Source organism: Pseudomonas sp. XS1P51 (assembly GCF_054897845.1).
The window spans coordinates 15,593-36,995 of record NZ_CM142707.1 but is presented as its reverse complement, the minus strand read 5'-3'; the positions used below and the strand labels follow the sequence as shown (position 1 = coordinate 36,995).

18 protein-coding genes are annotated in these 21,403 nt (G+C 59.2%); 6 read left to right on the top strand and 12 right to left on the bottom strand.

All coding sequences use genetic code 11. The features are described 5' to 3' along the window. Nucleotides 1–95: 95 nt before the first annotated feature. Nucleotides 96–704 (top strand): transcriptional repressor LexA, encoded by a 609-nt coding sequence (gene lexA, locus ACYZUD_RS00155; RefSeq protein ID WP_007933171.1) that lies wholly within the window; start codon nt 96–98, stop codon nt 702–704. 10 nt (nt 705–714) lie between these two features. Next, a complete protein-coding gene (sulA, locus tag ACYZUD_RS00150) occupies nt 715–1,188 on the top strand; it encodes an SOS-induced cell division inhibitor SulA (protein WP_462022049.1) in 474 nt (157 codons plus the stop codon). A gap of 94 nt (nt 1,189–1,282) precedes the next feature. Here the strand turns inward: sulA and ACYZUD_RS00145 are convergent, their stop codons facing one another. The 7 genes from ACYZUD_RS00145 to ACYZUD_RS00115 form a co-directional block, all read right to left on the bottom strand. Further along, nucleotides 1,283–1,516, bottom strand: a complete 234-nt coding sequence (locus tag ACYZUD_RS00145) for a hypothetical protein (RefSeq protein ID WP_462025148.1) — start codon at nt 1,514–1,516, stop codon at nt 1,283–1,285. 155 nt (nt 1,517–1,671) lie between these two features. After that, nucleotides 1,672–2,196, bottom strand: coding sequence for a DUF6586 family protein (locus ACYZUD_RS00140; RefSeq protein WP_462022048.1), 525 nt, complete (start codon nt 2,194–2,196; stop codon nt 1,672–1,674). A 200-nt stretch (nt 2,197–2,396) separates the two neighbouring features. Further along, nucleotides 2,397–5,024 (bottom strand): type I DNA topoisomerase, encoded by a 2,628-nt coding sequence (gene topA, locus ACYZUD_RS00135; RefSeq protein WP_462022047.1) that lies wholly within the window; start codon nt 5,022–5,024, stop codon nt 2,397–2,399. A gap of 114 nt (nt 5,025–5,138) precedes the next feature. Further along, a complete protein-coding gene (locus ACYZUD_RS00130; RefSeq protein ID WP_046047845.1) occupies nt 5,139–5,375 on the bottom strand; it encodes a DUF1653 domain-containing protein in 237 nt (78 codons plus the stop codon). A 99-nt stretch (nt 5,376–5,474) separates the two neighbouring features. Continuing rightward, nucleotides 5,475–6,650: an acetyl-CoA C-acyltransferase FadA gene (gene fadA / locus ACYZUD_RS00125; RefSeq protein ID WP_008028488.1), complete on the bottom strand. Its 1,176-nt coding sequence runs from the start codon at nt 6,648–6,650 to the stop codon at nt 5,475–5,477. 30 nt (nt 6,651–6,680) lie between these two features. Further along, the gene (gene fadB, locus ACYZUD_RS00120) at nt 6,681–8,828 is read right to left on the bottom strand and encodes a fatty acid oxidation complex subunit alpha FadB (protein WP_462022046.1); all 2,148 of its coding nucleotides are present in this window, start codon (nt 8,826–8,828) and stop codon (nt 6,681–6,683) included. A gap of 617 nt (nt 8,829–9,445) precedes the next feature. Beyond that, a complete protein-coding gene (locus ACYZUD_RS00115) occupies nt 9,446–9,883 on the bottom strand; it encodes a hypothetical protein (RefSeq protein ID WP_462022045.1) in 438 nt (145 codons plus the stop codon). Nucleotides 9,884–9,987: 104 nt separating this feature from the next. Here ACYZUD_RS00115 and ACYZUD_RS00110 point away from each other — a divergent pair, with 104 nt between their 5' ends. After that, nucleotides 9,988–10,425 (top strand): universal stress protein, encoded by a 438-nt coding sequence (locus tag ACYZUD_RS00110; RefSeq protein ID WP_059404528.1) that lies wholly within the window; start codon nt 9,988–9,990, stop codon nt 10,423–10,425. Between the two features lie 193 nt (nt 10,426–10,618). Here ACYZUD_RS00110 and ACYZUD_RS00105 read toward each other — a convergent pair whose 3' ends face one another. Continuing rightward, nucleotides 10,619–12,535, bottom strand: a complete 1,917-nt coding sequence (locus ACYZUD_RS00105) for an ATP-binding cassette domain-containing protein (RefSeq protein WP_462022044.1) — start codon at nt 12,533–12,535, stop codon at nt 10,619–10,621. Between the two features lie 213 nt (nt 12,536–12,748). On the opposite strand from ACYZUD_RS00105, the gene ACYZUD_RS00100 reads away from it, so the two are divergent. Further along, complete coding sequence (locus tag ACYZUD_RS00100) at nt 12,749–14,677, top strand: transglycosylase SLT domain-containing protein (protein WP_462022043.1); 1,929 nt, start codon at nt 12,749–12,751, stop codon at nt 14,675–14,677. Between the two features lie 72 nt (nt 14,678–14,749). Here the strand turns inward: ACYZUD_RS00100 and ACYZUD_RS00095 are convergent, their stop codons facing one another. Then, the gene (locus tag ACYZUD_RS00095) at nt 14,750–15,772 is read right to left on the bottom strand and encodes a Fic family protein (protein ID WP_462022042.1); all 1,023 of its coding nucleotides are present in this window, start codon (nt 15,770–15,772) and stop codon (nt 14,750–14,752) included. A gap of 58 nt (nt 15,773–15,830) precedes the next feature. Then, on the bottom strand, nt 15,831–17,645 hold the full coding sequence (locus ACYZUD_RS00090; protein WP_462025147.1) for an ABC transporter transmembrane domain-containing protein: 1,815 nt from the start codon (nt 17,643–17,645) through the stop codon (nt 15,831–15,833). Between the two features lie 258 nt (nt 17,646–17,903). On the opposite strand from ACYZUD_RS00090, the gene ACYZUD_RS00085 reads away from it, so the two are divergent. Then, on the top strand, nt 17,904–18,083 hold the full coding sequence (locus ACYZUD_RS00085) for a PA1571 family protein (RefSeq protein ID WP_462022041.1): 180 nt from the start codon (nt 17,904–17,906) through the stop codon (nt 18,081–18,083). A 156-nt stretch (nt 18,084–18,239) separates the two neighbouring features. Here the strand turns inward: ACYZUD_RS00085 and pdxB are convergent, their stop codons facing one another. Beyond that, the gene (pdxB, locus tag ACYZUD_RS00080; protein ID WP_462022040.1) at nt 18,240–19,382 is read right to left on the bottom strand and encodes a 4-phosphoerythronate dehydrogenase PdxB; all 1,143 of its coding nucleotides are present in this window, start codon (nt 19,380–19,382) and stop codon (nt 18,240–18,242) included. 336 nt (nt 19,383–19,718) lie between these two features. Here pdxB and ACYZUD_RS00075 point away from each other — a divergent pair, with 336 nt between their 5' ends. After that, entirely contained in the window at nt 19,719–21,128 is a 1,410-nt protein-coding gene (locus ACYZUD_RS00075; protein WP_462022039.1) for an MATE family efflux transporter, read from the top strand. Here the strand turns inward: ACYZUD_RS00075 and tusA are convergent. Further along, entirely contained in the window at nt 21,125–21,376 is a 252-nt protein-coding gene (tusA, locus tag ACYZUD_RS00070) for a sulfurtransferase TusA (protein ID WP_095052036.1), read from the bottom strand. The genes ACYZUD_RS00075 and tusA overlap by 4 nt on opposite strands. Nucleotides 21,377–21,403: the final 27 nt, after the last annotated feature.

Below are 21,403 nucleotides of genomic sequence, written 5' to 3'. Positions count from 1 at the left end.
TCGACCGTCCAGCGGCTGGCAAAAAAAGGGGCATTGCCAAGACCGTTTCACTGTATATAATCCCAGTCACTGTATAAAAAGACAGAGCGATCAATATGCTAAAGCTGACGCCACGCCAAGCAGAGATTCTGGCCTTCATCAAACGTTGCCTGGAAGACAACGGCTACCCGCCGACCCGCGCGGAAATCGCTCAGGAACTGGGTTTCAAATCGCCCAACGCAGCGGAAGAACACCTCAAGGCGCTGGCCCGTAAGGGCGCCATCGAGATGACGCCTGGCGCCTCCCGCGGAATTCGCATCCCCGGCTTCGAAGCCAAAGCCGACGAATCCACCCTGCCGATCATTGGTCGAGTGGCTGCCGGCGCGCCAATCCTTGCCCAACAGCACATCGAAGAGTCCTGCAACATCAACCCTTCGTTCTTCCATCCTCGCGCCGATTATCTGCTGCGGGTTCATGGCATGAGCATGAAGGACGTGGGCATTTTCGACGGTGACCTGCTGGCAGTCCATACCACCCGTGAAGCCCGCAATGGCCAGATCGTAGTGGCGCGGATCGGCGACGAAGTGACCGTCAAACGCTTCAAGCGTGATGGCAGCAAAGTCTGGTTGATCGCCGAAAACCCTGAATTCGCCCCTATCGAAGTGAACCTGAAAGATCAGGAACTGGTGATCGAAGGCTTGAGTGTTGGCGTCATTCGCCGCTAAAGGAGGCTTTATGCAGTTCCCACACACCTCACAGCAAGCCCAACTGCCGTTGTTCGAGGCATTCATGGTGCAGCCATTGGCGCCGATCCTGAAAGACGTGGTCGAGTCGCCCTGGAGCGCCGAACCTGAAGTTTTCAGCGAGCTGTCACTGCGTGGTGCGGCCGGGAATTGCCTGAACCTCCTGGCACCGATTCTCAGGGAGTTGAGTCAGGATCAGGACGCACGCTGGCTGACGCTGATCGCCCCGCCCGCCAGCCTGACCCAGGCCTGGTTGCGGGACGCCGGCCTGAACCGCGAACGCATCCTGCTGCTGCAACCGCGCGGCAGCCAAAGTGCCCAGCAACTGACCTGCGAAGCTCTTCGCCTGGGTCGCAGCCACACAGTCGTCAGCTGGCTCAACCCACTGAACACGACTTCACGGCAACAGTTGATCAGTGCCGCCCGGACCGGGGACGCACAAAGTTTGAATATTCGACTGGGTTAACTGAAAAGCAATTCGCGCGTTGAACAACGCGGGGCTTCTCCAAGGACAGAGAAGCCGATCTGTAGAGGTATTTACAAAAAACCGACAGGTGGGATCAATGAAGAACCCGCGAACCCTGATCTTTATCAAATTCGCCTTCAACCAGGCGTCCTGCCATCTGAACGCCGACGCTCAACATCGCCTTCGCGACTTCCACGTGCTGGCCTTGCAGGAACGCTTTGGCATCCTCGGAGAAATCCAAAGTAACCAGAGAACCCTCGTCCTCGGCCCTGCGCAGTTCGATACGGCCGTCTGGCAACTCGACAATTTCTAGAAAGGACGTTGGCATAAAGGTCTGTTCTCCACGAAAGGCGGGGATTATATAGGCATCGGCCAGGCTTCGCTCGGGATCTTGACCAGATGCCATCATGAAGAGAAATTTCTGACAACACTCATCCCTGAACGGACAGTCCTTGTCAGACCATCCGGTAAACTTTCAATCCTTCAGCACTCGTTCAACCCTTCGCGAAACCGAATCGCCAGACCTTTGAGGTTCTGACGCCAGCTCTCCAGCTCTTCCCGACCCAGCTCTTGCGGCGCGTCTTCTTCATCCAGGTTAACGGCCAGAATCAGCGGCTGCGTTACGTCACCTTTAGGCTTGTGCGGCGCTCGTGGCGGCTGAAACAGCGCAGCATGGGCGGCCAGCAACCTGGCCAGCCAGGTTTCCGGGTTCTGCGCCAACTCGACCATCTCGGCCATTTCAGGAATGGCGATGGCTTCCAGAACTTCGCGGGTCAACAGCATTTCCGCCCGAGGCGCGTTAGCCTGCGGCAAGCGATAGAAACCGGCAATTTCATGGCATAACCCCAGCAGCGCACCGTACAGGTGAAACAACGCCGATTCGCGTCCGGCCTGAATCAGCGCCAGGGAGTTCATCGCCCGCCCCTCTTCGGCTCTGGCGAGCGCTTCCAGCGACAGGCCGGCGAAATAAATCTTCTGGTTGGTACGGGTATAGAGTTCGTGGGCCATGATGGCAGCCTCCACAACGAAATAATTGCTTCATGCAGGTCGGACAGTGTCGTGGATCACCTCCGCTTCCCGCAAGCACAAAACAAAAGGCCGCATGACAACCCTCGGGTTTTCATGCGGCCTTTTGTGTTGTGGCGAGGGAGCTTGCTCCCGCTGGCCGACAGAGTCGGCCCACTATCAGCCTTCGCGTTTTGTCAGGATTAAGCCTTGGCTGCTGGACGCTTGTCTTCAACCGTCCACTTGCCGCCGTCGTAATACGCTTTCCAGCCAGTCGGCTTACCGTCGACTTCCGTCTGCACGTACTGCTCTTTGGTCTTGCGGCTGTAACGAATCACTGCCGGGAGGCCGTCCGGATCTTTCTTCGGTGCTTCGCAAAGGAAGTGGTACTTCGGATCGATCTCGTCCTTGTGCGGCACAATTTCCATGACCAGCGGAGCACGGGTCTCGCGGTTTTTCGGGAATTGGCTGGCCGCCAGGAACAGCCCGGAAGCACCATCACGCAGGATGTAGGTGTCGTTGACCTTTTCGCATTTCAGCTCAGGCATCTTCACCGGGTCCATCTTCGGCGGCGCCGCATCACCGCTTTTCAGCAGTTTACGGGTGTTCTTGCAGGTCGCATTGGTGCAGCCGAAGAACTTGCCGAAACGGCCAGTCTTGAGCTGCATCTCGCTGCCGCACTTGTCGCATTCCAGGCTCGGACCTTCATAGCCCTTGATGCGGTAAGTGCCCTCTTCGATTTCGTAACCGTCACAATCCGGGTTGTTACCGCAGATGTGCAGCTTGCGCTTCTCGTCGAGCAAGTAAGCGTCCATCGCGGTGCTGCAGATCGGGCAGCGGTGCTTGCCACGCAGAACCAGCGATTCCGACTCGCCCTCGTCGTCCGCAGCGATTTCGTCGCCCGGCACCAGGTTGACGGTGGCCTTGCAACGCTCTTTCGGCGGCAGGCTGTAACCCGAGCAGCCGAGGAACACGCCGGTCGATGCAGTACGAATCTGCATCGGACGACCGCACAGTACGCATGGAATATCAGTCATCACCGGCTGGTTGGCACGCATGCCACCTTCGGCGCTTTCGGCTACTTCAAGCTTCTTCTTGAAGTCGCCGTAGAACTCGTCCAGGACGTTTTTCCAGTCGCGTTCGCCCTGAGCCACGTCGTCGAGGTTCTCTTCCATGCCGGCGGTGAAGCCGTAGTCCATGAGATTGGAGAAGCTCTCGGCCAAGCGCTCGGTAACGATGTCACCCATCTTTTCCGAATAGAAACGACGGTTGTGCAGCGCCACGTAGCCGCGGTCCTGGATGGTGGAAATGATCGCTGCGTAGGTCGAAGGACGACCGATGCCGCGTTTTTCCATTTCTTTAACCAGGCTCGCTTCCGAGTAACGCGCCGGCGGCTTGGTGAAGTGCTGGGTCGGATCAAGCTTGATCAGCTTCATCGCGTCGCCCTGGGCCATGTCCGGCAGCACGTCGTCATCGCCCGGCTTGGCGATTTGCGGCATGACGCGGGTGTACCCGTCGAACTTCAGGATGCGGCCCTTGGCGCGCAGCTCGAAGTCGCCGGCACCGACGGTGACCGTGGTCGACAGGTATTGGGCCGGCAGCATCTGGCAAGCGAGGAACTGGCGCCAGATCAGCTCGTAGAGCCGCTCTGCATCACGCTCCATGCCCGACAGCTTGCTTGGCTCGGTGTTGGCGTCGGACGGACGAATCGCTTCGTGAGCCTCTTGTGCGCCTTCCTTGCTGCTGTAGACGTTCGGGGTTTCCGGCAGGTACTTCTTGCCGAATTCGCCTTCAATATAAGTACGCGCCATCGTCACGGCATCGGCCGAGAGGTTGGTGGAGTCAGTACGCATATAAGTGATGTAGCCGGCTTCGTACAAACGCTGGGCCATCATCATGGTTTTCTTCACACCGAAGCCCAGGCGGTTGCTCGCGGCCTGTTGCAGTGTGGAGGTGATGAACGGTGCCGACGGCTTGCTGCTGGTCGGTTTGTCTTCGCGCTTGACGATGCTGTAGCTGGAAGCCTTGAGCTTCTCCAGCGCGGCCATGGCCTGGGCTTCGTTGAGCGGCTTGAAGGCCTCGCCTTTCTCGCGAGCCACGTCGAAGCGCACGGTAGCGCCCTTGGCGGTGCCGAGATCGGCGTGGACTTCCCAGTACTCTTCCGGGTTGAACGCACGAATTTCGCGTTCACGCTCGACCACCAGCTTCACCGCAACCGATTGCACGCGACCGGCGGACAGGCCACGGGCGATCTTGGCCCACAGCAGCGGCGAAACCATGTAACCCACCACGCGGTCGAGGAAACGACGCGCCTGCTGAGCATTGACACGGTCGATGTCCAGCTCGCCCGGTTTGGAGAACGCTTCCTGAATCGCCTTCTTGGTGATTTCGTTGAACACCACGCGCTTGTAGCGGCTGTCGTCACCACCGATGGCTTCGCGCAGGTGCCAGGCAATGGCTTCCCCCTCGCGATCCAAGTCGGTTGCGAGATAGATGGTGTCAGCATCCTTGGCGAGCCGGCGCAGCTCTTCGATGACCTTTTCCTTGCCCGGCAGGATCTCGTACTTGGCTTTCCAGCCGTGATCAGGATCGACGCCCATGCGCGAGACCAGCTGCTTGCGCGCTTTCTCTTTCGGTGTGAGCACCGGACCTTCACCCGCGGCGGCCTTGCCGCGCTTGGCGGCAGGCTCTTTGCTGGCGCTAGCCGAACCGCTGGTGGGCAGGTCTCGGATATGGCCGATACTCGACTTCACCACGTATTGGTTACCCAGATACTTGTTGATGGTCTTGGCCTTAGCCGGGGATTCCACAATGACCAGCGATTTGCCCATGGATCAGAAAATTCCTGAATTCTAGAAGTGAAAGGCGGTTGGCGCCTGACGCGGCACCGCTATATATAGTGGCTACAAGGTGAGGTCAAGCGCAGGGTTTTGCGCGCACTCAGCTTATGGCTTCGAAAAAAGGCTCGGTTCGGCTTGCACCAAAGCAAAGCGTGGCACCTGTTCGCCGTCAACCTCGACCGACTCCAGGAACATGCTCAGGGGACGCACCCAAAAGCCGTAATCGCCATACAGGGCTTGGTAGAAGACCACTTCCTCTTCGGTTTCCGAATGCCGCGCAATACTGAATACGCGGTACTGCGGACCTTTGTAATGTTGGTAGAGCCCAGGTTGTATCGGCATGGTTTGGCCCTCACTCAAATCTTTTCAAAATAAAAACAAAAATAAATTCAGAAAAACAAAAACCGGGGCACTTGGCCCCGGCTTCCGTCAACGAAACGCTTAAACGCGTTCGAAGACGGTGGAGATGCCTTGGCCGAGACCAATGCACATGGTGGCTACCCCGAAGGTACCGCCATTTTGCTTCATCACATTCAGCAAGGTGCCGGAGATACGCGCACCGGAGCAACCGAACGGGTGACCCAGGGCGATCGCGCCGCCGTGCAGGTTAACCTTCTCGTTCATCTTGTCGAGTACTTTCAGATCTTTCAGCACTGGCAGGGCCTGTGCGGCGAAAGCTTCGTTGAGCTCGAAGAAGTCGATATCGTTAATGCCAAGGCCCGCGCGCTTCAGTGCTTTCTGTGTCGCCGGTACTGGACCATAGCCCATGATTGCCGGGTCCACACCTGCCACTGCCATCGAACGAATCACCGCCAAAGGCTGGATGCCCAGGTCTTGCGCACGCTGCGCCGACATCACGATCATGCACGAAGCACCGTCAGTGATCTGCGACGAGGTACCGGCTGTCACGGTGCCGCCCTTCGGGTTAAACGCTGGCTTCAGAGCCGCCAGGCTTTCCAGGGTGGTTTCCGGACGAATGGTTTCGTCGTAGTCGAACAGTTTCAGGAAACCGTTCTCGTCGTAGCCCTGCATCGGGATGATTTCGTCCTTGAACTTGCCTTCCACGGTCGCCTTGTGGGCGAGTTGGTGGGAGCGCACGCCAAAGGCGTCCTGCTGTTCGCGAGTGATGCCGTGCATTTTGCCGAGCATTTCAGCGGTCAGGCCCATCATGCCCGAGGCTTTCGCCGCGTACAGGGACATGTGCGGGTTCGGATCGACACCGTGCATCATGCTCACGTGGCCCATGTGCTCGACGCCGCCGACGACGAACACGTCACCGTTGCCGGTCATGATCGCTTGCGCGGCAGTGTGCAGTGCACTCATCGACGAGCCACACAGACGGCTGACGGTCTGACCGGCAGCAGTGTGCGGGATCTGAGTCATCAGGGACGCCATGCGGGCGATGTTCCAGCCCTGCTCCAGGGTCTGGTTCACACAGCCCCAGATCACGTCTTCGACTTCGTTCGGGTCGACCTTGACGTTGCGTTCCAGCAATTTGCTGATCAGGTGCGCCGACATGTCTTCGGCGCGGGTGTTGCGGTGCATGCCGCCCTTGGAGCGGCCCATCGGCGTACGACCGAAGTCGACAATCACGACGTCTCTAGGATTCAAGCTCATATAATTTCACTCTCGCTCTAGTGTGGGCGCTTAACCGAAGAAGCTCTGGCCGTTTTTGGCCATTTCACGCAGCTTCGCGGTCGGGTGGTACAGCGCGCCCAAATCAGCGTACTGGTCAGCCAGGGCAACGAACTCTGCCACACCGATCGAGTCGATGTAGCGCAGCGCACCGCCACGGAATGGAGGGAAACCAATACCGTAGACCAGACCCATGTCGGCTTCGGCAGCGGTTTCGACGATGCCGTCTTCCAGGCAACGCACGGTTTCCAGGCACAGCGGGATCATCATCCAGTTGATGATGTCTTCGTCGGTCACTTCACGCTGTTCGAAGACAATAGGCTTGAGCACTTCGAGTACCGATGGATCGGCAACCTTCTTCTGCTTGCCCTTCTTGTCGGTCTCGTAGGCGTAGAAGCCCTTGCCGTTCTTCTGGCCCAGGCGCTTGGCTTCGTAGAGCACGTCAACGGCCGAACGGCGATCGTCTTTCATGCGGTCCGGGAAGCCTTCAGCCATCACGTCACGACCGTGGTGACCGGTGTCGATGCCGACCACGTCCATCAGGTATGCCGGGCCCATCGGCCAGCCGAATTTTTCCATGACCTTGTCGATACGGACGAAGTCCACACCGGCGCTGACCAGTTTGGCGAAACCGCCGAAGTACGGGAACAGCACGCGGTTGACCAGGAAGCCCGGGCAGTCGTTGACGACGATCGGGTTCTTGCCCATTTTCTTGGCGTAGGCAACGGTGGTGGCAACAGCCAGTTCGCTGGACTTCTCGCCGCGAATCACTTCAACCAGCGGCATCATGTGCACCGGGTTGAAGAAGTGCATGCCGACGAAGTTTTCCGGACGCTTGAGGGCTTTGGCCAGCAAGGTGATGGAAATGGTCGAGGTGTTGGACGCGAGGATGGTGTCCTCTTTGACTTTGTCTTCGACTTCAGCCAGGACAGCTTGCTTGACCTTAGGGTTCTCGACGACCGCTTCAACCACCAGGTCAACGTGACCGAAATCACCGTAGGACAGGGTCGGACGAATGCCGTTGAGCACTTCAGCCATTTTCGCAGCGGTCATGCGACCTTTATCAACGCGGCCCACCAGCAGCTTGGCGGCTTCAGCCAGACCTTGCTCGATGCCGTGCTCGTTGATGTCCTTCATCAGGATCGGCGTACCTTTGGAGGCCGACTGATAAGCGATACCGCCACCCATGATGCCGGCGCCCAGTACGGCGGCCTGCTTCACATCCTTGGCAATTTCGTCGTAGGCCTTGGCCTTTTTCTTCAGTTCCTGATCGTTCAGGAACAGACCGATCAAGCTCTGCGCGGCAGAGGTCTTGGCCAGCTTGACGAAACCGGCGGCTTCGACTTCCAGCGCCTTGTCACGACCGAAGTTCGCGGCTTTCTGGATGGTCTTAATCGCTTCAACCGGCGCCGGGTAGTTCGGGCCAGCTTGCCCTGCCACGAAACCTTTGGCGGTTTCGAAAGCCATCATTTGTTCGATAGCGTTCAGTTTCAGCTTTTCCAGCTTCGGCTGACGCTTGGCCTTGTAGTCAAACTCGCCGGAGATGGCGCACTTGATCAGCTCCAGAGCGGCTTCCTGCAGTTTCTCAGGAGCGACCACCGCATCGACGGCGCCGACTTTCAGCGCGTCTTCCGGACGGTTTTCCTTGCCGGCGGCAATCCATTCGATGGCGTTGTCGGCACCGATCAGGCGCGGCAGACGCACGGTACCGCCGAAGCCCGGGTAGATGCCCAGTTTGACTTCCGGCAGACCGATCTTGGCCTTGGTGGACATGACGCGGTAGTCCGCCGCCAGGCACATTTCCAGACCGCCACCCAAGGCGATACCGTTGATCGCGGCGACAGTCGGGACGTTGAGGTCTTCGAAATCGCTGAAAATCTTGTTGGCTTCCAGATTGCCAGCAACAAGCTCTGCATCAGGCAGCTTGAAGTTCTCGACAAATTCGGTGATGTCGGCGCCGACGATGAACACGTCCTTGCCACTGCTGACGATCACACCCTTGATCGAAGCATCTGCCTTGATGGTGTCTACGGCCTGACGCAGTTCGTTCAGGGTTAGACGGTTGAACTTGTTGACGGACTCACCCTTGAGGTCGAACTTCAGTTCGACGATGCCACTTTCAAGAGCCTTAACCGTGATGGCTTTACCTTCGTAAATCATCAACTGATCTCCACGATATGGAAGCTGAACAGTACACGTCGGACGCAGGCAAATGGCTCGGCAGGGACGTTTAACGTCAATGCTACGCCCATCCACCCGACACACCCGCCAACGCGATAGTCGGGATTCTGTAGGAGCGATGTTAAATACAAACGCTCAATTCATACGCCCGTTTGATTTGGGTACGCCACCTTCACGGAATTTCCGACAATTGTCAATCGCCCAAAATGCTGGTTGAAACGCGACTTTGCGGTCATTTCCGTAACACGAAGACCTGCAACACGCGGGTGCATGTGAGGCCATTCATAAGATCAATAGTTAGAAAAGTCGCCCTAATTTGCGGCAAACCGTGTTTAACAGGCTACGCTGGCGGGATCTGAGGAAAAAATATGAACGCTTTTGGCGAATGCCCGGCGTAAGATCATCCCCACACCGAATTACCGGCCTGCCTGGCCAACTCCAGCCCGATGATGATGTCGGGCTTTTTATTGCCTGCCTGCCAGACGCTGAGGTTTGCTTGCGTAGGAGCTGCCGAAGGCTGCGATCTTTTGATCTTGTTTGTAAAAATCAAAGTCAAAAGATCGCAGCCTTCGGCAGCTCCTACCAGGGAACGGGTTTCAGGCCAGTGCTTTGAGGGTGGCATCGATTTGTTGCAAAACAGTCGCTTCGCCCTTCTCGCCCCAATACAAGGTGATCATCTGCTTGTCTGCTTCGATCTTGTAGACGTTGGCTGGCAACTTTTCGAAATGAATCAATAATGCGGGATCCTCGCAGACCTCCTGCCATTGATTCACCCACACACCCGGCGCTTTTTGCCAGTAACTCCAGCATGCCGGCTGATTGCCGCGGCGCGGTCGATGGTACTGGGCGCAAGGGCTCGGCGGCTCCTGGCTGAGCCAGTGCGGCCACTCCTGAGGCGCCAGTTGCATGGCCAGACCGATGCGTCGTGCCTCCATGCGCAGGGCCATGCGCCCGCTCTGACCACGGGACGGCCGCAACCATGCCAGCGGACTCAGTACCACCAGCAGGATTGACACCACTATCCAGACCGTCATATCTGTACTCCCGATTCTTGATGAGCGCATTCAGTCACTTTGGAGCCGATGCGCTTGAAACCAGCCATACTTACCCATATTGCAATCCTCAGGAGGAGCACCTCATGCCCTACAACCACATTCTGGTCGCTGTAGATCTAACCGAAGAGTGCGATCCTGTAATCCACCGCGCTCGCGAACTGTCGGTGAGCAACGGCGCGAAGCTGTCCCTGGTGCACATTGTCGAGCCAATGGCCATGGCCTTTGGCGGCGACGTGCCGATGGACCTGTCACAACTGCAACAACAGCAGTTCGATCAGGCCCGAGAGCGCCTGGACCGACTGATCGTGAAGTATCCGGAACTCTCCAAGGAATACAGCCACCTGACCTACGGCCAGCCACGCCAGGAGATTCACCATCTGGCCAAGGAACAAACCTGCGACCTGATCGTGGTGGGCAGTCACGGGCGACATGGCCTGGCGCTGCTGCTGGGCTCCACCGCCAATGATGTATTGCACGGTGCGCCTTGCGATGTGCTCGCGGTGCGCCTGATCAAAAGCTGATAACACCTACCCATTGTGGGAGCGAGCCTGCTCGCGAAAGCGGTTCAACATTCGACGAATTTTATCGACTGTGACAGCGCATTCGCGAGCAGGCTCGCTCCCACATTGGATCTGCGACAGTTTGCAGATCGCATTCCATATGAAAAGCCCGGCGTTCATCACTGAACGCCGGGCTTTTTTATAGCAGGATCAATCAGGCATCCAGCTCGGCCCAACGCTCGACCATGATGTCGAGCTCAGCGTGCAACTGCTCAAGCTGAGTGATCACCGCAGCGGTCTCGGCAGCCGGACGCTGATAGAAACCGGCATCCGCCATCTGGGCTTCAACGGCTGCGATCTGCTGCTCCATGGCTTCGATCTGACCTGGCAAGGCTTCCAGCTCACGCTGCACTTTGTAGCTGAGCTTTTTCTTCGCCACTGGCGCGTCTACCGCCGCGACGGGCGCAGGTTCGGCCGTCACGACCGCAGAGGTCAGGTCGGCTTTGCCGGATTTGCTCTCGGTCACGCCCAGCAGGCGCGGCGAGCCGCCCTGACGCAGCCAGTCCTGATAACCACCGACGTATTCACGAACCTTGCCTTCGCCTTCGAAGACCAGGGTGCTGGTGACCACGTTGTCGAGGAATGCCCGGTCGTGGCTGACCATCAGCACGGTGCCGTTGAAGGTCAGCAAGACCTCTTCCAGCAGTTCGAGTGTTTCCACGTCGAGGTCGTTGGTCGGTTCGTCGAGTACCAGCAGGTTCGCTGGCTTGCTGAACAGTTTCGCCAGCAACAGACGGGCACGCTCACCACCGGACAGCGCCTTGACCGGCGTGCGGGCACGCTGCGGGCTGAACAGGAAGTCGCCGAGGTAGCTCAGCACGTGACGGCTCTGACCATCGATATCGATGAAGTCGCGACCTTCGGCCACGTTGTCGATCACGGTCTTTTCCAGATCCAGCTGATGGCGCAACTGGTCGAAGTAGGCCACGTCGATCCGCGTCCCCTCTTCCACTTTGCCGCTGGTCGGTTGTAGACCGCTGAGCATCAGCTTCAACAGCGTGGTCTTGCCGGTACCGTTGGCGCCGAGCAGACCGATGCGGTCGCCGCGCGTCAGGACCATCGAGAAGTCCTTGATCAGGAACGGGCCACCCGGATGCGCGAAACTCACGTTCTCGAGGACCATTACCTGCTTGCCGGACTTGTCGGCGGTATCCAGCTGAATGTTGGCCTTGCCTGTGCGCTCACGACGCTCGCTACGCTCGACGCGCAGGGCTTTCAGGGCGCGCACGCGGCCTTCGTTACGGGTGCGGCGAGCCTTGATGCCCTGGCGGATCCAGACTTCTTCCTGGGCCAGCTTCTTATCGAACAGCGCGTTGGCGGTTTCTTCAGCGGCCAGCGAGGCTTCTTTGTGCACGAGGAAACTGGCGTAGTCGCCGTTCCAGTCGATCAGGCCGCCGCGATCCAGTTCGAGGATGCGGGTGGCAAGGTTCTGCAGGAATGAACGGTCGTGCGTGATGAACAGCACGGCGCCCTGGAAATCCTTCAGCGCTTCTTCGAGCCAGGCGATGGCACCGATGTCCAGGTGGTTGGTCGGTTCGTCGAGCAGCAGCAGATCCGGTTCGGAAACCAGGGCCTGGGCCAGCAGGACGCGACGACGCCAGCCGCCGGACAATTCGGCGAGGGTCTTGTCGGCCGGCAACTGCAGACGGCTCAGGGTGCTGTCGACCAGTTGCTGCAAACGCCAGCCGTCACGGGCTTCGAGGTCGTGCTGGACGTGCATCAGTTTGTCCAGGTCGGCGTCGGTGACGATGTTCTGGCTCAGGTGGTGATACTGCGCAAGCAGCTCGCCGACACCGTCCAGGCCTTCGGCCACCACGTCGAACACGGTCCGCTCGTCGGCTACCGGCAATTCTTGCGGCAATTCGCCAATCTTGAGGCCGGGCGCGCGCCAAACGGAGCCGTCATCAGGCTTCTGGTCGCCCTTGACGAGCTTCATCATGCTGGACTTGCCAGTGCCGTTGCGGCCGATGATGCACACCCGCTCACCACGGGCGATCTGCCAGGACACCTTGTCCAACAACGGCATAGCGCCGAAAGCAAGGGACACATCGCTGAATTTGAGCAGGGTCATGAGCTTCTCCAAAAACCGGGCGCGCATTCTACCTGACTTGAGGCTTCAGAAGGCCGGCAATTTCACCTTCACGGCACTCTGCATGACAAATGTTGCGAACTGATGCCGACAGGCCGGCAAAGCTTTCGCCCGCTGCTGGCAAAAGGCTAAGCTACAGATAATTCAGTGCGGGCATCGCCCACGCTTGTCATGATTTCTCTGCCCGGACGTCTCATGCGCAGTCGCCTTTTCAGTCTTTTATCCTGTTTTCTTCTTTCTGCCACTGCCGTTCAAACCGCCCAGGCGGTGGACCTGTCCACCCAACGCCAGTATTACGATGAAGCCAAGCGTGCCCTGGCCAAGGGCGATACCGGTCCTTATTTGCGCTACAGCCAGGCCCTGCGTGATTATCCGCTGGAACCATACCTGGCCTATGACGAGCTGACCGCGCGCCTGAAAACCGCGAGCAATGCCGAGATCGAGAAATTCCTCGCCGAGCATGGTGACCTGCCACAAGCCAACTGGATGAAATTGCGCTGGTTGCGCTGGCTGGCCGAGCGCGGCGACTGGGCGACCTTCGTCAAGTACTACGACCGCAAGCTCAACTTCACCGAACTGGACTGCCTGAATGCGCAGTATCAGATCGGCCATAACCAGAAATCCGAAGGTTACGCCAACGCCGAGAAACTCTGGCTGACCGGCAAATCCCAACCGGCCTCGTGCGACGCACTGTTCGGGCAATGGGCCGCCGAAGGTCAACTGACCGAGCAAAAACGCTGGGAACGCGCCAAGCTCGCCGCCCAGGCGCGCAACTACCCGCTGGCCAACAGCCTGGTCAACGGCCTGACGACCCTCGCCCCGCGCGGTCAGTTGTTGATCGATGTGGCGCAGAAACCCGAGCTGCTCAACCAGCCGTCGCGCTTCAGCCCGGCCGATGAACCGATGTCCGACGTGGTCAGCCTTGGCCTGCGCCGCCTGGCACGCCAGGACCCGGACAAGGCCATGGACCTGCTCGACGGCTATGCCAGCAGCATGCACTTCTCCCGCGACGAAAAAGTCGCGATCGCCCGGGAAATCGGGCTGACCCTCGCCAAACGTTTCGACGGCCGCGCCCTGGACGTGATGACCAAGTACGACCCGGAATTGCGCGACAACACCGTCTCCGAATGGCGCCTGCGCTTGCTGCTGCGCCTGGCCCGCTGGGACGATGCCTATCAGTTGACCCGCCGCCTGCCCCAGGACCTGGCGACCACCAACCGTTGGCGCTACTGGCAGGCCCGAAGCCTGGAACTGGCGCAACCGCAGAACCCGGAAGCGCAAAACCTGTACAAGAATCTGGCCCGTGAGCGCGACTTCTACGGCTTCCTCGCCGCCGACCGTTCACAATCGCCCTACTCGCTGAACAACAAACCGCTGGTCCTCAGCCAGGCGCTGATCAACAAGGTTCGCAACACCCCAGGCGTACGTCGCGCCCTGGAATTCCATGCCCGTGGGCAGATTGTCGACGGTCGCCGCGAGTGGTACCACGTCAGCCGGCATTTCAGCCGTGACGAAATGGTCGCCCAGGCGAAGCTGGCCTACGACCTGAAATGGTATTTCCCGGCGATCCGCACCATCAGTCAGGCGCAGTACTGGGACGACCTGGACATCCGCTTCCCGATGGCCCACCGCGAAACCCTGGTGCGTGAAGCCAAGGTCCGCGGCCTGCACTCGAGCTGGGTGTTCGCCATCACCCGTCAGGAAAGCGCCTTCATGGACGACGCCCGCTCCGGTGTCGGCGCCAGCGGCCTGATGCAACTGATGCCTGGCACCGCCAAGGAAACCGCACGCAAGTTCAGCATTCCATTGGCCTCGCCGCAGCAGGTGTTCGACCCGGACAAGAACATCCAGCTCGGCGCCGCTTACCTGAGCCAGGTCCACAGTCAGTTCAACGGCAATCGCGTCCTCGCCTCGGCCGCTTACAACGCTGGCCCCGGTCGCGTGCGTCAGTGGCTGCGCGGTGCAGACCACCTGAGCTTCGACGTCTGGGTGGAAAGCATCCCGTTCGACGAAACCCGCCAGTACGTGCAGAACGTGTTGTCCTACTCGGTGATCTACGGCCAGAAGCTCAACTCGCCACAGCCGTTGGTGGATTGGCATGAGCGGTATTTCGACGATCAATGATCCTGCTTTGAAGCACTAATAAAAATGCCCGCATCGATTGATGCGGGCATTTTTTATGGGCATCTGGAATGCCTACGCCAACTTGATCCGTGCGGCAGCCTGCTTACCATATGAAGTCAGACGATATTTCTGAGCCGGGCTACTTGGCGACTCTGGATGGGTCATTTCAATAAAATTGGCAGCCAATGCTGGCCTGAGATAGTTAGTCCGAAAGGTCGGCTTATGTGTCAATCCGAGCTCGGTCATCAAGTCACTGATTTTAAGCGAGCCGTTGACATGGAGAGCAGAAAGTAATTTCGCTACTGGGTCGGTTACTAGGTCGATTCCTGGTTCGCCAAGGGCGGCTTCCTTCAGTGCGAGGCTCAATGCTTGAAGCATGAACTCGACAAAGGGCGTCGATTCAGCCAACTGATCGGCCGCCGACAATGCCGAGTAATAAGCGTCCTGCTGCTCTCGAATCACTGCTTCGACCGGCAAATAAGCCAACACCGGTCGCCATTGACTGAGAATCAAGGTCTGCCAGAGTCGCCCCATACGCCCATTACCCTCGGCGAAGGGATGGATGAATTCGAACTCGTAATGGAAGACGCAACTGATGATCAGCGGATGCCAATCAGAATCGCCAAGCCATGCCAATAGATCATCTATCAAATGCACAACGCGACTCGGAGGTGGAGCCATATGAACCAGTTGCTCGCCACGATATATACCCACACCGGCTCGGCGGAACTGTCCGAAGTCGTCGATCAAACCGTGCATCAACAGTTTATGAGCCTGCAGCAAGTCGGCTCGGCTGCTTGGTCGCCAATCTGGTATTAATTCGTAGGCTGCAAAGGCATTACGCACTTCCTGGATTTCCCGAGGTAACCCCAGCACTTGCTGCCCCGCGAGAACGGCAGTCACCTGCTCGATACTGAGGGTGTTGTTCTCGATTGCCAAGGAAGCCTGAATCGTACGAATCCGATTGCCGCGGCGCAGTTGAGGTGTCTGCCGACGATCATCCACAGCCGAAAGCTGACCGATCTGTTCACTGATCTCGGCGATCAATGCCAGTATTCTGGTGGTCAGGGTCAACGGTGGTTGATAACGGCTCATATCCTCATCCAGGCTCGTAACTGAGGTCGACATAATGCCCGAACCCGACAGCTTTTATTCAACCGTGATCACTTCCGATTTGCGCTGAATCGAAAAGATCGCGGCCTTCGGCAGCTCCTGCAAACTGCAACGCCGCCAACCTTGCATACAGCGCATTGCTCGCGATCAGCTCCTGATGCGTGCCCACCGCCACCAGTTTCCCTTGATCCATCACCGCGATCCGGTCGGCGTTTTTCACCGTGGCCAAACGGTGGGCGATGACCAGGGTGGTGCGGTTTTTCATCAGGCTCGGCAAGGCTTGCTGGATCAGGTGTTCGCTCTGGGCGTCGAGGGCGCTGGTGGCTTCGTCGAGCAGCAGGATAGGCGCGTCCACCAGCAGCGCCCGGGCGATGGCCAGGCGTTGACGCTGGCCGCCGGACAAACCGAGACCGCCATCACCGAGGTGGGTCTGGTAGCCGTTGGGCATTTGTTCGATGAAGTCATGGGCGTAAGCGATCTTCGCGGCTTCCTGCACCTGGGCCAAAGTAGCGGTCGGGTTGCCGTAGCGGATGTTCTCTTCGATGCTGCCGAAGAACAGCGCCGGGGATTGCGAGACCAGCGCGAAGCAACGGCGCAGGTCCAGCGGGTCGAGTTGGGTCAGTGGCACACCATCAAGCAGGATGCGCCCTTCGGCCGGATCGTAGAAACGCAACAACAAGTCATACACCGTCGACTTGCCGGCACCGGACGGCCCGACCAGCGCGAGGGTTTCGCCGGCATTGATGGTCAGATTCAAGCCATCGACGGCATAGCTTTCAGGACGCGACGGGTAGGAAAAACGCACGTCTTGCAGTACCAGATCACCCTTCACCCGATCGGGTAGCGTCACCAGACCTGTAATGGGTGGCTGGATGATGTTTTCCGAACGCAGCAATTCGGCGATCCGCTCGGCAGCCCCGGCGGCGCGCTGCAACTCGCCGATCACTTCGCTCAACGTGCCGAATGCGCTGCCGACGATCAGGCTGTAAAAGACAAACGCCGCCAGTTCGCCTGCGGAAATCCGCCCGGCGATGACATCCATGCCACCGACCCAGAGCATCACCCCGACCGCGCCCAGCACCAGGACAATCACCACGGTAATCAGCCAGGCTCGCTGGAAGATGCGCTTGCGAGCGGTGTTGAAGGCCTCTTCCACGGTCACGGCGAATCGCTGTTCGTCCTGGACTTGATGGTTGTAGGCCTGCACGGTTTTGATCTGGCCCAGGGTTTCGGAAACGTAGCTGCCAATGTCGGCAATCCGGTCCTGGCTCAGGCGTGACAGGCTGCGTACTCGCCGGCCGAAAATCAGGATCGGCGCGATCACCAGCGGCAAGGCGACCACCACGATGCTGGTGAGCTTGGGGTTGGTGATAAACAGCAGGACAATCCCGCCGATCACCATCAGCAGATTGCGCAAAAACAGTGACAGCGAAGAACCAATCACCGATTGCAATAACGTGGTGTCGGCGGTCAGCCGCGATTGAATCTCGGAACTGCGGTTGTCTTCGTAAAATCCCGGATGCAGGTAGATCAGATGATTGAACACCTGACGGCGAATGTCCGCGACAACGCGCTCACCGATCCACGACACCAGATAGAAGCGCGCAAACGTGCCGATCGCCAGACCGATCACCAGCAGCATGAACAGGCCAATGGTCTGGTTGAGCAAATGCGGGGACTGGGTCATGAAACCCTGATCCACCAACAGGCGAATCCCCTGCCCCATGGACAAGGTGATGCCCGCCGTGACGATCAGTGCGAGCAAGGCACCGAACGCCGGCCAGCGATAGGGCGCGAGAAAACGACTGGCCAGGCGAAGCGCGCGGCGTTGACGGGCAGAGAGCATCGGAATCATCCAGGTAAGCAACAGAGCAGTTAATCGGGCCAGCCTACACCGCTAAATTGGGCGGAACTCTGTAAATCACAATGAGTCAGGTTAATTATGTCCGCAAAGACCAGGTCCTAGACGCTATTGGTCTAAAGTCCGGGTGGCAACGCCGGGGTATTTCTGGTGGACTGGTGTTGCCGCCCCTGGAAAGACCGCAGGGAGTTGTCACAACCCGGTCACCTGGCGGTTTTACAGTAAGCACACAACCTGATGAGGAGACAGGCCATGTCCTTGCAGAACAGCAGCGATGACAAGATTCAAGTGATCCGCACACAGCCAGATCAGTCTCTGGGTTGCTCAATCATTGACGAAAAAGGCCGCGAAGTACCGATCACTGAAAACATGATCCAAGACGCCTGCCGCGAACTGGAAAAGCGATTGGTCAAGCCTGCCAAACAAGATTGATATAGCCACCGTCTTCTTGACCCGGCCCTGATGGCCGGGTTTTTTGTGGGTGCTTTTTGAGGGTGCTGCGCACCCAATCGCGAGCAGGCTCGCTCCCACAGGGGTACGCATTCCAAGGTGGGAGCGAGCCTGCTCGCGATTGGGCCAACTCGCTTTTCAGACAGCCGAAGCACCCAAAGCCGCCACAATCTTCTGTAATGCCGGTGCATCCCCCTCAATCCGCACCTTCAACCCATCAATCTCCCGCCGCTGCGGGTAATGCTTGCGCAGCACATCAAACGTCACGCGCTGCTCGCTCACACTGCCTACAAGGCTGCGGCGAAAATCCGCGTCATCGCGGCGCGGGTCGTACACGCCCCGGCACAACATCGCCAGCGCCCAGGCCGGATCGCTTTCAGCGCTCAGGGTCACTTGTGACAACCACGGCGCGGGCAGCAAATCGTTCAAGCTGACCGGGGCCGGTTGCCCGAGGAACTCGCAATACGCCTGATAGATCTGCGCCGTCCCGCGCTGTTTGCCGTCGAGGCTGTAACCGGCAATGTGCGGCGTCGCCAGCACGCAGAGTTCGGCCAGCGCGACATCGACCTCGGGTTCGCCTTCCCAGACGTCCAGCACCGCTTGCAGGTCTTCGCGTTGCAGCAGCACCTGGCGCAGGGCCGCGTTATCGACCACCGGGCCACGACTGGCGTTGATCAGCCAGGTACCGGGCTTGAGTTGATTCAAACGGTCTCTATCGAACAGATGCCAGGTCGACTGAGCACCGTGTTTCTTCAACGGCGTGTGCAGACTGATGACGTCGCACTGCTCGATGATCTGCTCGAGGCTGACGTAATCGCCCCCCTCGGCGGCTTGCCTTGGCGGATCGCAGACCAGTACGTTCCAGCCCAGACCTTGCAGAACCTTGACCAGTCGCCCCCCCACTTCACCGGCGCCGACCACGCCATACGTGCGCTGAGTCAGGTCGGCACCTTCGATTTCGGCCAGGGTCAGCAGACTGCCCAGCACGTAGTCGACTACGCCCCGTGCATTGCAACCGGGGGCGCTGGACCAGGTGATGCCGGCCTGCTGAAAGTAATCGAGGTCGAGGTGATCGGTACCGATGGTGCAGGTGCCGACAAAACGCACCTTGCTACCGTCGAGCAACGCGCGATTGACGTTGGTCACCGAGCGTACCAGCAACACATCGGCCTGTTCGACGGTGGCGCGGTCGATGGAACGTCCCGGCACGCGGCGGATTTCACCGAAACCTTCGAAGAAGGCATCGAGCAGCGGGATATTTTCGTCGGCAACAATCAACATGGCAGGCTCCTTTGGCGGATCGGCAGTGTAGGCGTAGATGACTGTAGCGGGCCAGCGGGCATTGAGGGTCACCACGTACCCTGTGGCGAGGGGGCTTGCCCCCGTTGGGCTGCGAAGCGGCCCCCTTCAAGTAATCCGGTTCCAACAGACACACCGCATACAATGGTTTTGGGACTGCTCCGCAGTCCAGCGGGAGCAAGCTCCCTCGCCACAATAGTGCCCGGCATGAAACCGGATCGATGATTACAAATCGCTAACACAGGATTTTTCCTGACCACTGCGTCAACGCGTAGAATGCGCCGCCTCGCGCATCAATACCCTTTGGACGTTTCGCCCTTGAATTCCGTGACTGACCGCCCCGCCGCCACCTCCCTCAACCGCCCGGCCCGGGTTCGCCTGGAGCTGAAGAACCTGCTCGGCCTGGCGCTGCCGATCATGGTCGCGCAGCTGGCGACCACCGCCATGGGCTTCGTCGATGCGGTCATGGCTGGTCGTGTCGGGCCGCGGGATCTGGCGGCGGTGGCGCTGGGCAACTCGATCTGGGTCCCGGTGTTTTTGCTGATGACCGGCACCCTGCTGGCCACCACGCCGAAAGTCGCCCAGCGCTTCGGTGCCGGTACCCACGGCGAGATTGGCCCGATCGTACGTCAGGCATTGTGGCTAGCGCTGGTGGTGGGCTTGATGGCAACGGGCATGCTGTTCAGCGCCGAACCGATTTTGCACCTCATGAAGGTCGACCCCGAGCTGATCGGCCCGTGCATGCAATACCTGCACGGCATCGCCAGCGGTTTGCCAGCGGTTGCCTTCTACCATGTGCTGCGCTGTTTCAGTGACGGCCTGGGTCGCACACGTCCGGCCATGGTGCTGGGGCTGTGCGGGCTGGCGCTGAACATTCCGCTGAACTACGTCTTCATTTATGGCCACTTCGGTGTGCCGGCCATGGGCGGTGTCGGCTGCGGCTGGGCGACGGCGATCGTGATGTGGGTCATGGCCCTGGGCATGGCCGGGTGGGAGCGCTGGGCGCCAGCGTATCAGTCGAGTCAGTTGTTCAGCCGTTTCGACTGGCCGCAATGGTCGGTGATCAAGCGCCTGCTGGGCATCGGCCTGCCCATCGGGATTGCGGTGTTTGCCGAGTCGAGCATCTTCGCCGTGATTGCCCTGTTGATCGGCAGCCTTGGCGCCACGGTGGTCGCGGGGCACCAGATCGCCCTGAACTTCAGCTCGCTGGTGTTCATGATTCCTTACTCCCTTGGCATGGCCGTGACCGTGCGGGTCGGTCAGGCGCTCGGGCGTCAGGCGCCGCGTGAAGCGCGTTTCGCCGCGGGTGTCGGCATGGGCACGGCGCTGGCTTACGCGTGTATTTCCGCGAGCATGATGCTGTTGCTGCGCGAGCACATCGCAACGATCTACACGGCTGATCCGACGGTGATTCAGGTGGCGGCGATGCTGATTGTGTATTCAGCGCTGTTCCAGTTTTCCGACGCCATCCAGGTCACGGCGGCTGGCGCATTGCGCGGGTATCAGGACACGCGGGTGACGATGATCCTGACCCTGTTCGCCTACTGGGGCATTGGTTTGCCAGTGGGTTACGCGCTGGGCCTGACCGACTGGTTCGGTACGCCGAGCGGCCCGAGCGGATTGTGGCAGGGTTTGATCGTGGGTTTGAGTTGCGCGGCGCTGATGCTGTCGATCCGCCTGGCGCGCAGTGCACGCAAGCGGATCCGCATCAGTCATTCGGCGGGTTAAGCGAGTTTCTTGCGGATCCAGTACAGATAGGTACCGGCCTCTTCGTGCTGCGCGACCAGTTCATGGTCGAGAAACACGCAGAACTTGGGAATGTCGCGGCGGGTCGACGGGTCGGTGGCGATCACCTTGAGCAAGCCACCGGGCGCCAGGTCACGGATGTGCTGGTGCAGCATCATCACCGGTTCCGGGCAGTTGAGGCCGGTTGCATCGAGGGTGCCGTCTACCGGCGTATCAATCATTTCACTCATGATTCACTCCTGAAACTTGCCGGCATT

Bases quoted from the DNA above. Each gene is read 5' to 3' on its own strand.
- ACYZUD_RS00110 (WP_059404528.1), top strand. From the start codon at position 9,988: ATGCCCTACAACCACATTCTGGTCGCTGTAGATCTAACCGAAGAGTGC.
- fadB (WP_462022046.1), bottom strand. From the start codon at position 8,828: ATGATTTACGAAGGTAAAGCCATCACGGTTAAGGCTCTTGAAAGTGGC.
- ACYZUD_RS00130 (WP_046047845.1), bottom strand. From the start codon at position 5,375: ATGCCGATACAACCTGGGCTCTACCAACATTACAAAGGTCCGCAGTAC.
- topA (WP_462022047.1), bottom strand. From the start codon at position 5,024: ATGGGCAAATCGCTGGTCATTGTGGAATCCCCGGCTAAGGCCAAGACC.
- ACYZUD_RS00115 (WP_462022045.1), bottom strand. From the start codon at position 9,883: ATGACGGTCTGGATAGTGGTGTCAATCCTGCTGGTGGTACTGAGTCCG.
- ACYZUD_RS00140 (WP_462022048.1), bottom strand. From the start codon at position 2,196: ATGGCCCACGAACTCTATACCCGTACCAACCAGAAGATTTATTTCGCC.
- ACYZUD_RS00095 (WP_462022042.1), bottom strand. From the start codon at position 15,772: ATGAGCCGTTATCAACCACCGTTGACCCTGACCACCAGAATACTGGCA.
- tusA (WP_095052036.1), bottom strand. From the start codon at position 21,376: ATGAGTGAAATGATTGATACGCCGGTAGACGGCACCCTCGATGCAACC.
- sulA (WP_462022049.1), top strand. From the start codon at position 715: ATGCAGTTCCCACACACCTCACAGCAAGCCCAACTGCCGTTGTTCGAG.
- pdxB (WP_462022040.1), bottom strand. From the start codon at position 19,382: ATGTTGATTGTTGCCGACGAAAATATCCCGCTGCTCGATGCCTTCTTC.
- ACYZUD_RS00145 (WP_462025148.1), bottom strand. From the start codon at position 1,516: ATGCCAACGTCCTTTCTAGAAATTGTCGAGTTGCCAGACGGCCGTATC.
- ACYZUD_RS00100 (WP_462022043.1), top strand. From the start codon at position 12,749: ATGCGCAGTCGCCTTTTCAGTCTTTTATCCTGTTTTCTTCTTTCTGCC.
- ACYZUD_RS00085 (WP_462022041.1), top strand. From the start codon at position 17,904: ATGTCCTTGCAGAACAGCAGCGATGACAAGATTCAAGTGATCCGCACA.
- ACYZUD_RS00090 (WP_462025147.1), bottom strand. From the start codon at position 17,645: ATGATTCCGATGCTCTCTGCCCGTCAACGCCGCGCGCTTCGCCTGGCC.
- ACYZUD_RS00105 (WP_462022044.1), bottom strand. From the start codon at position 12,535: ATGACCCTGCTCAAATTCAGCGATGTGTCCCTTGCTTTCGGCGCTATG.
- fadA (WP_008028488.1), bottom strand. From the start codon at position 6,650: ATGAGCTTGAATCCTAGAGACGTCGTGATTGTCGACTTCGGTCGTACG.
- lexA (WP_007933171.1), top strand. From the start codon at position 96: ATGCTAAAGCTGACGCCACGCCAAGCAGAGATTCTGGCCTTCATCAAA.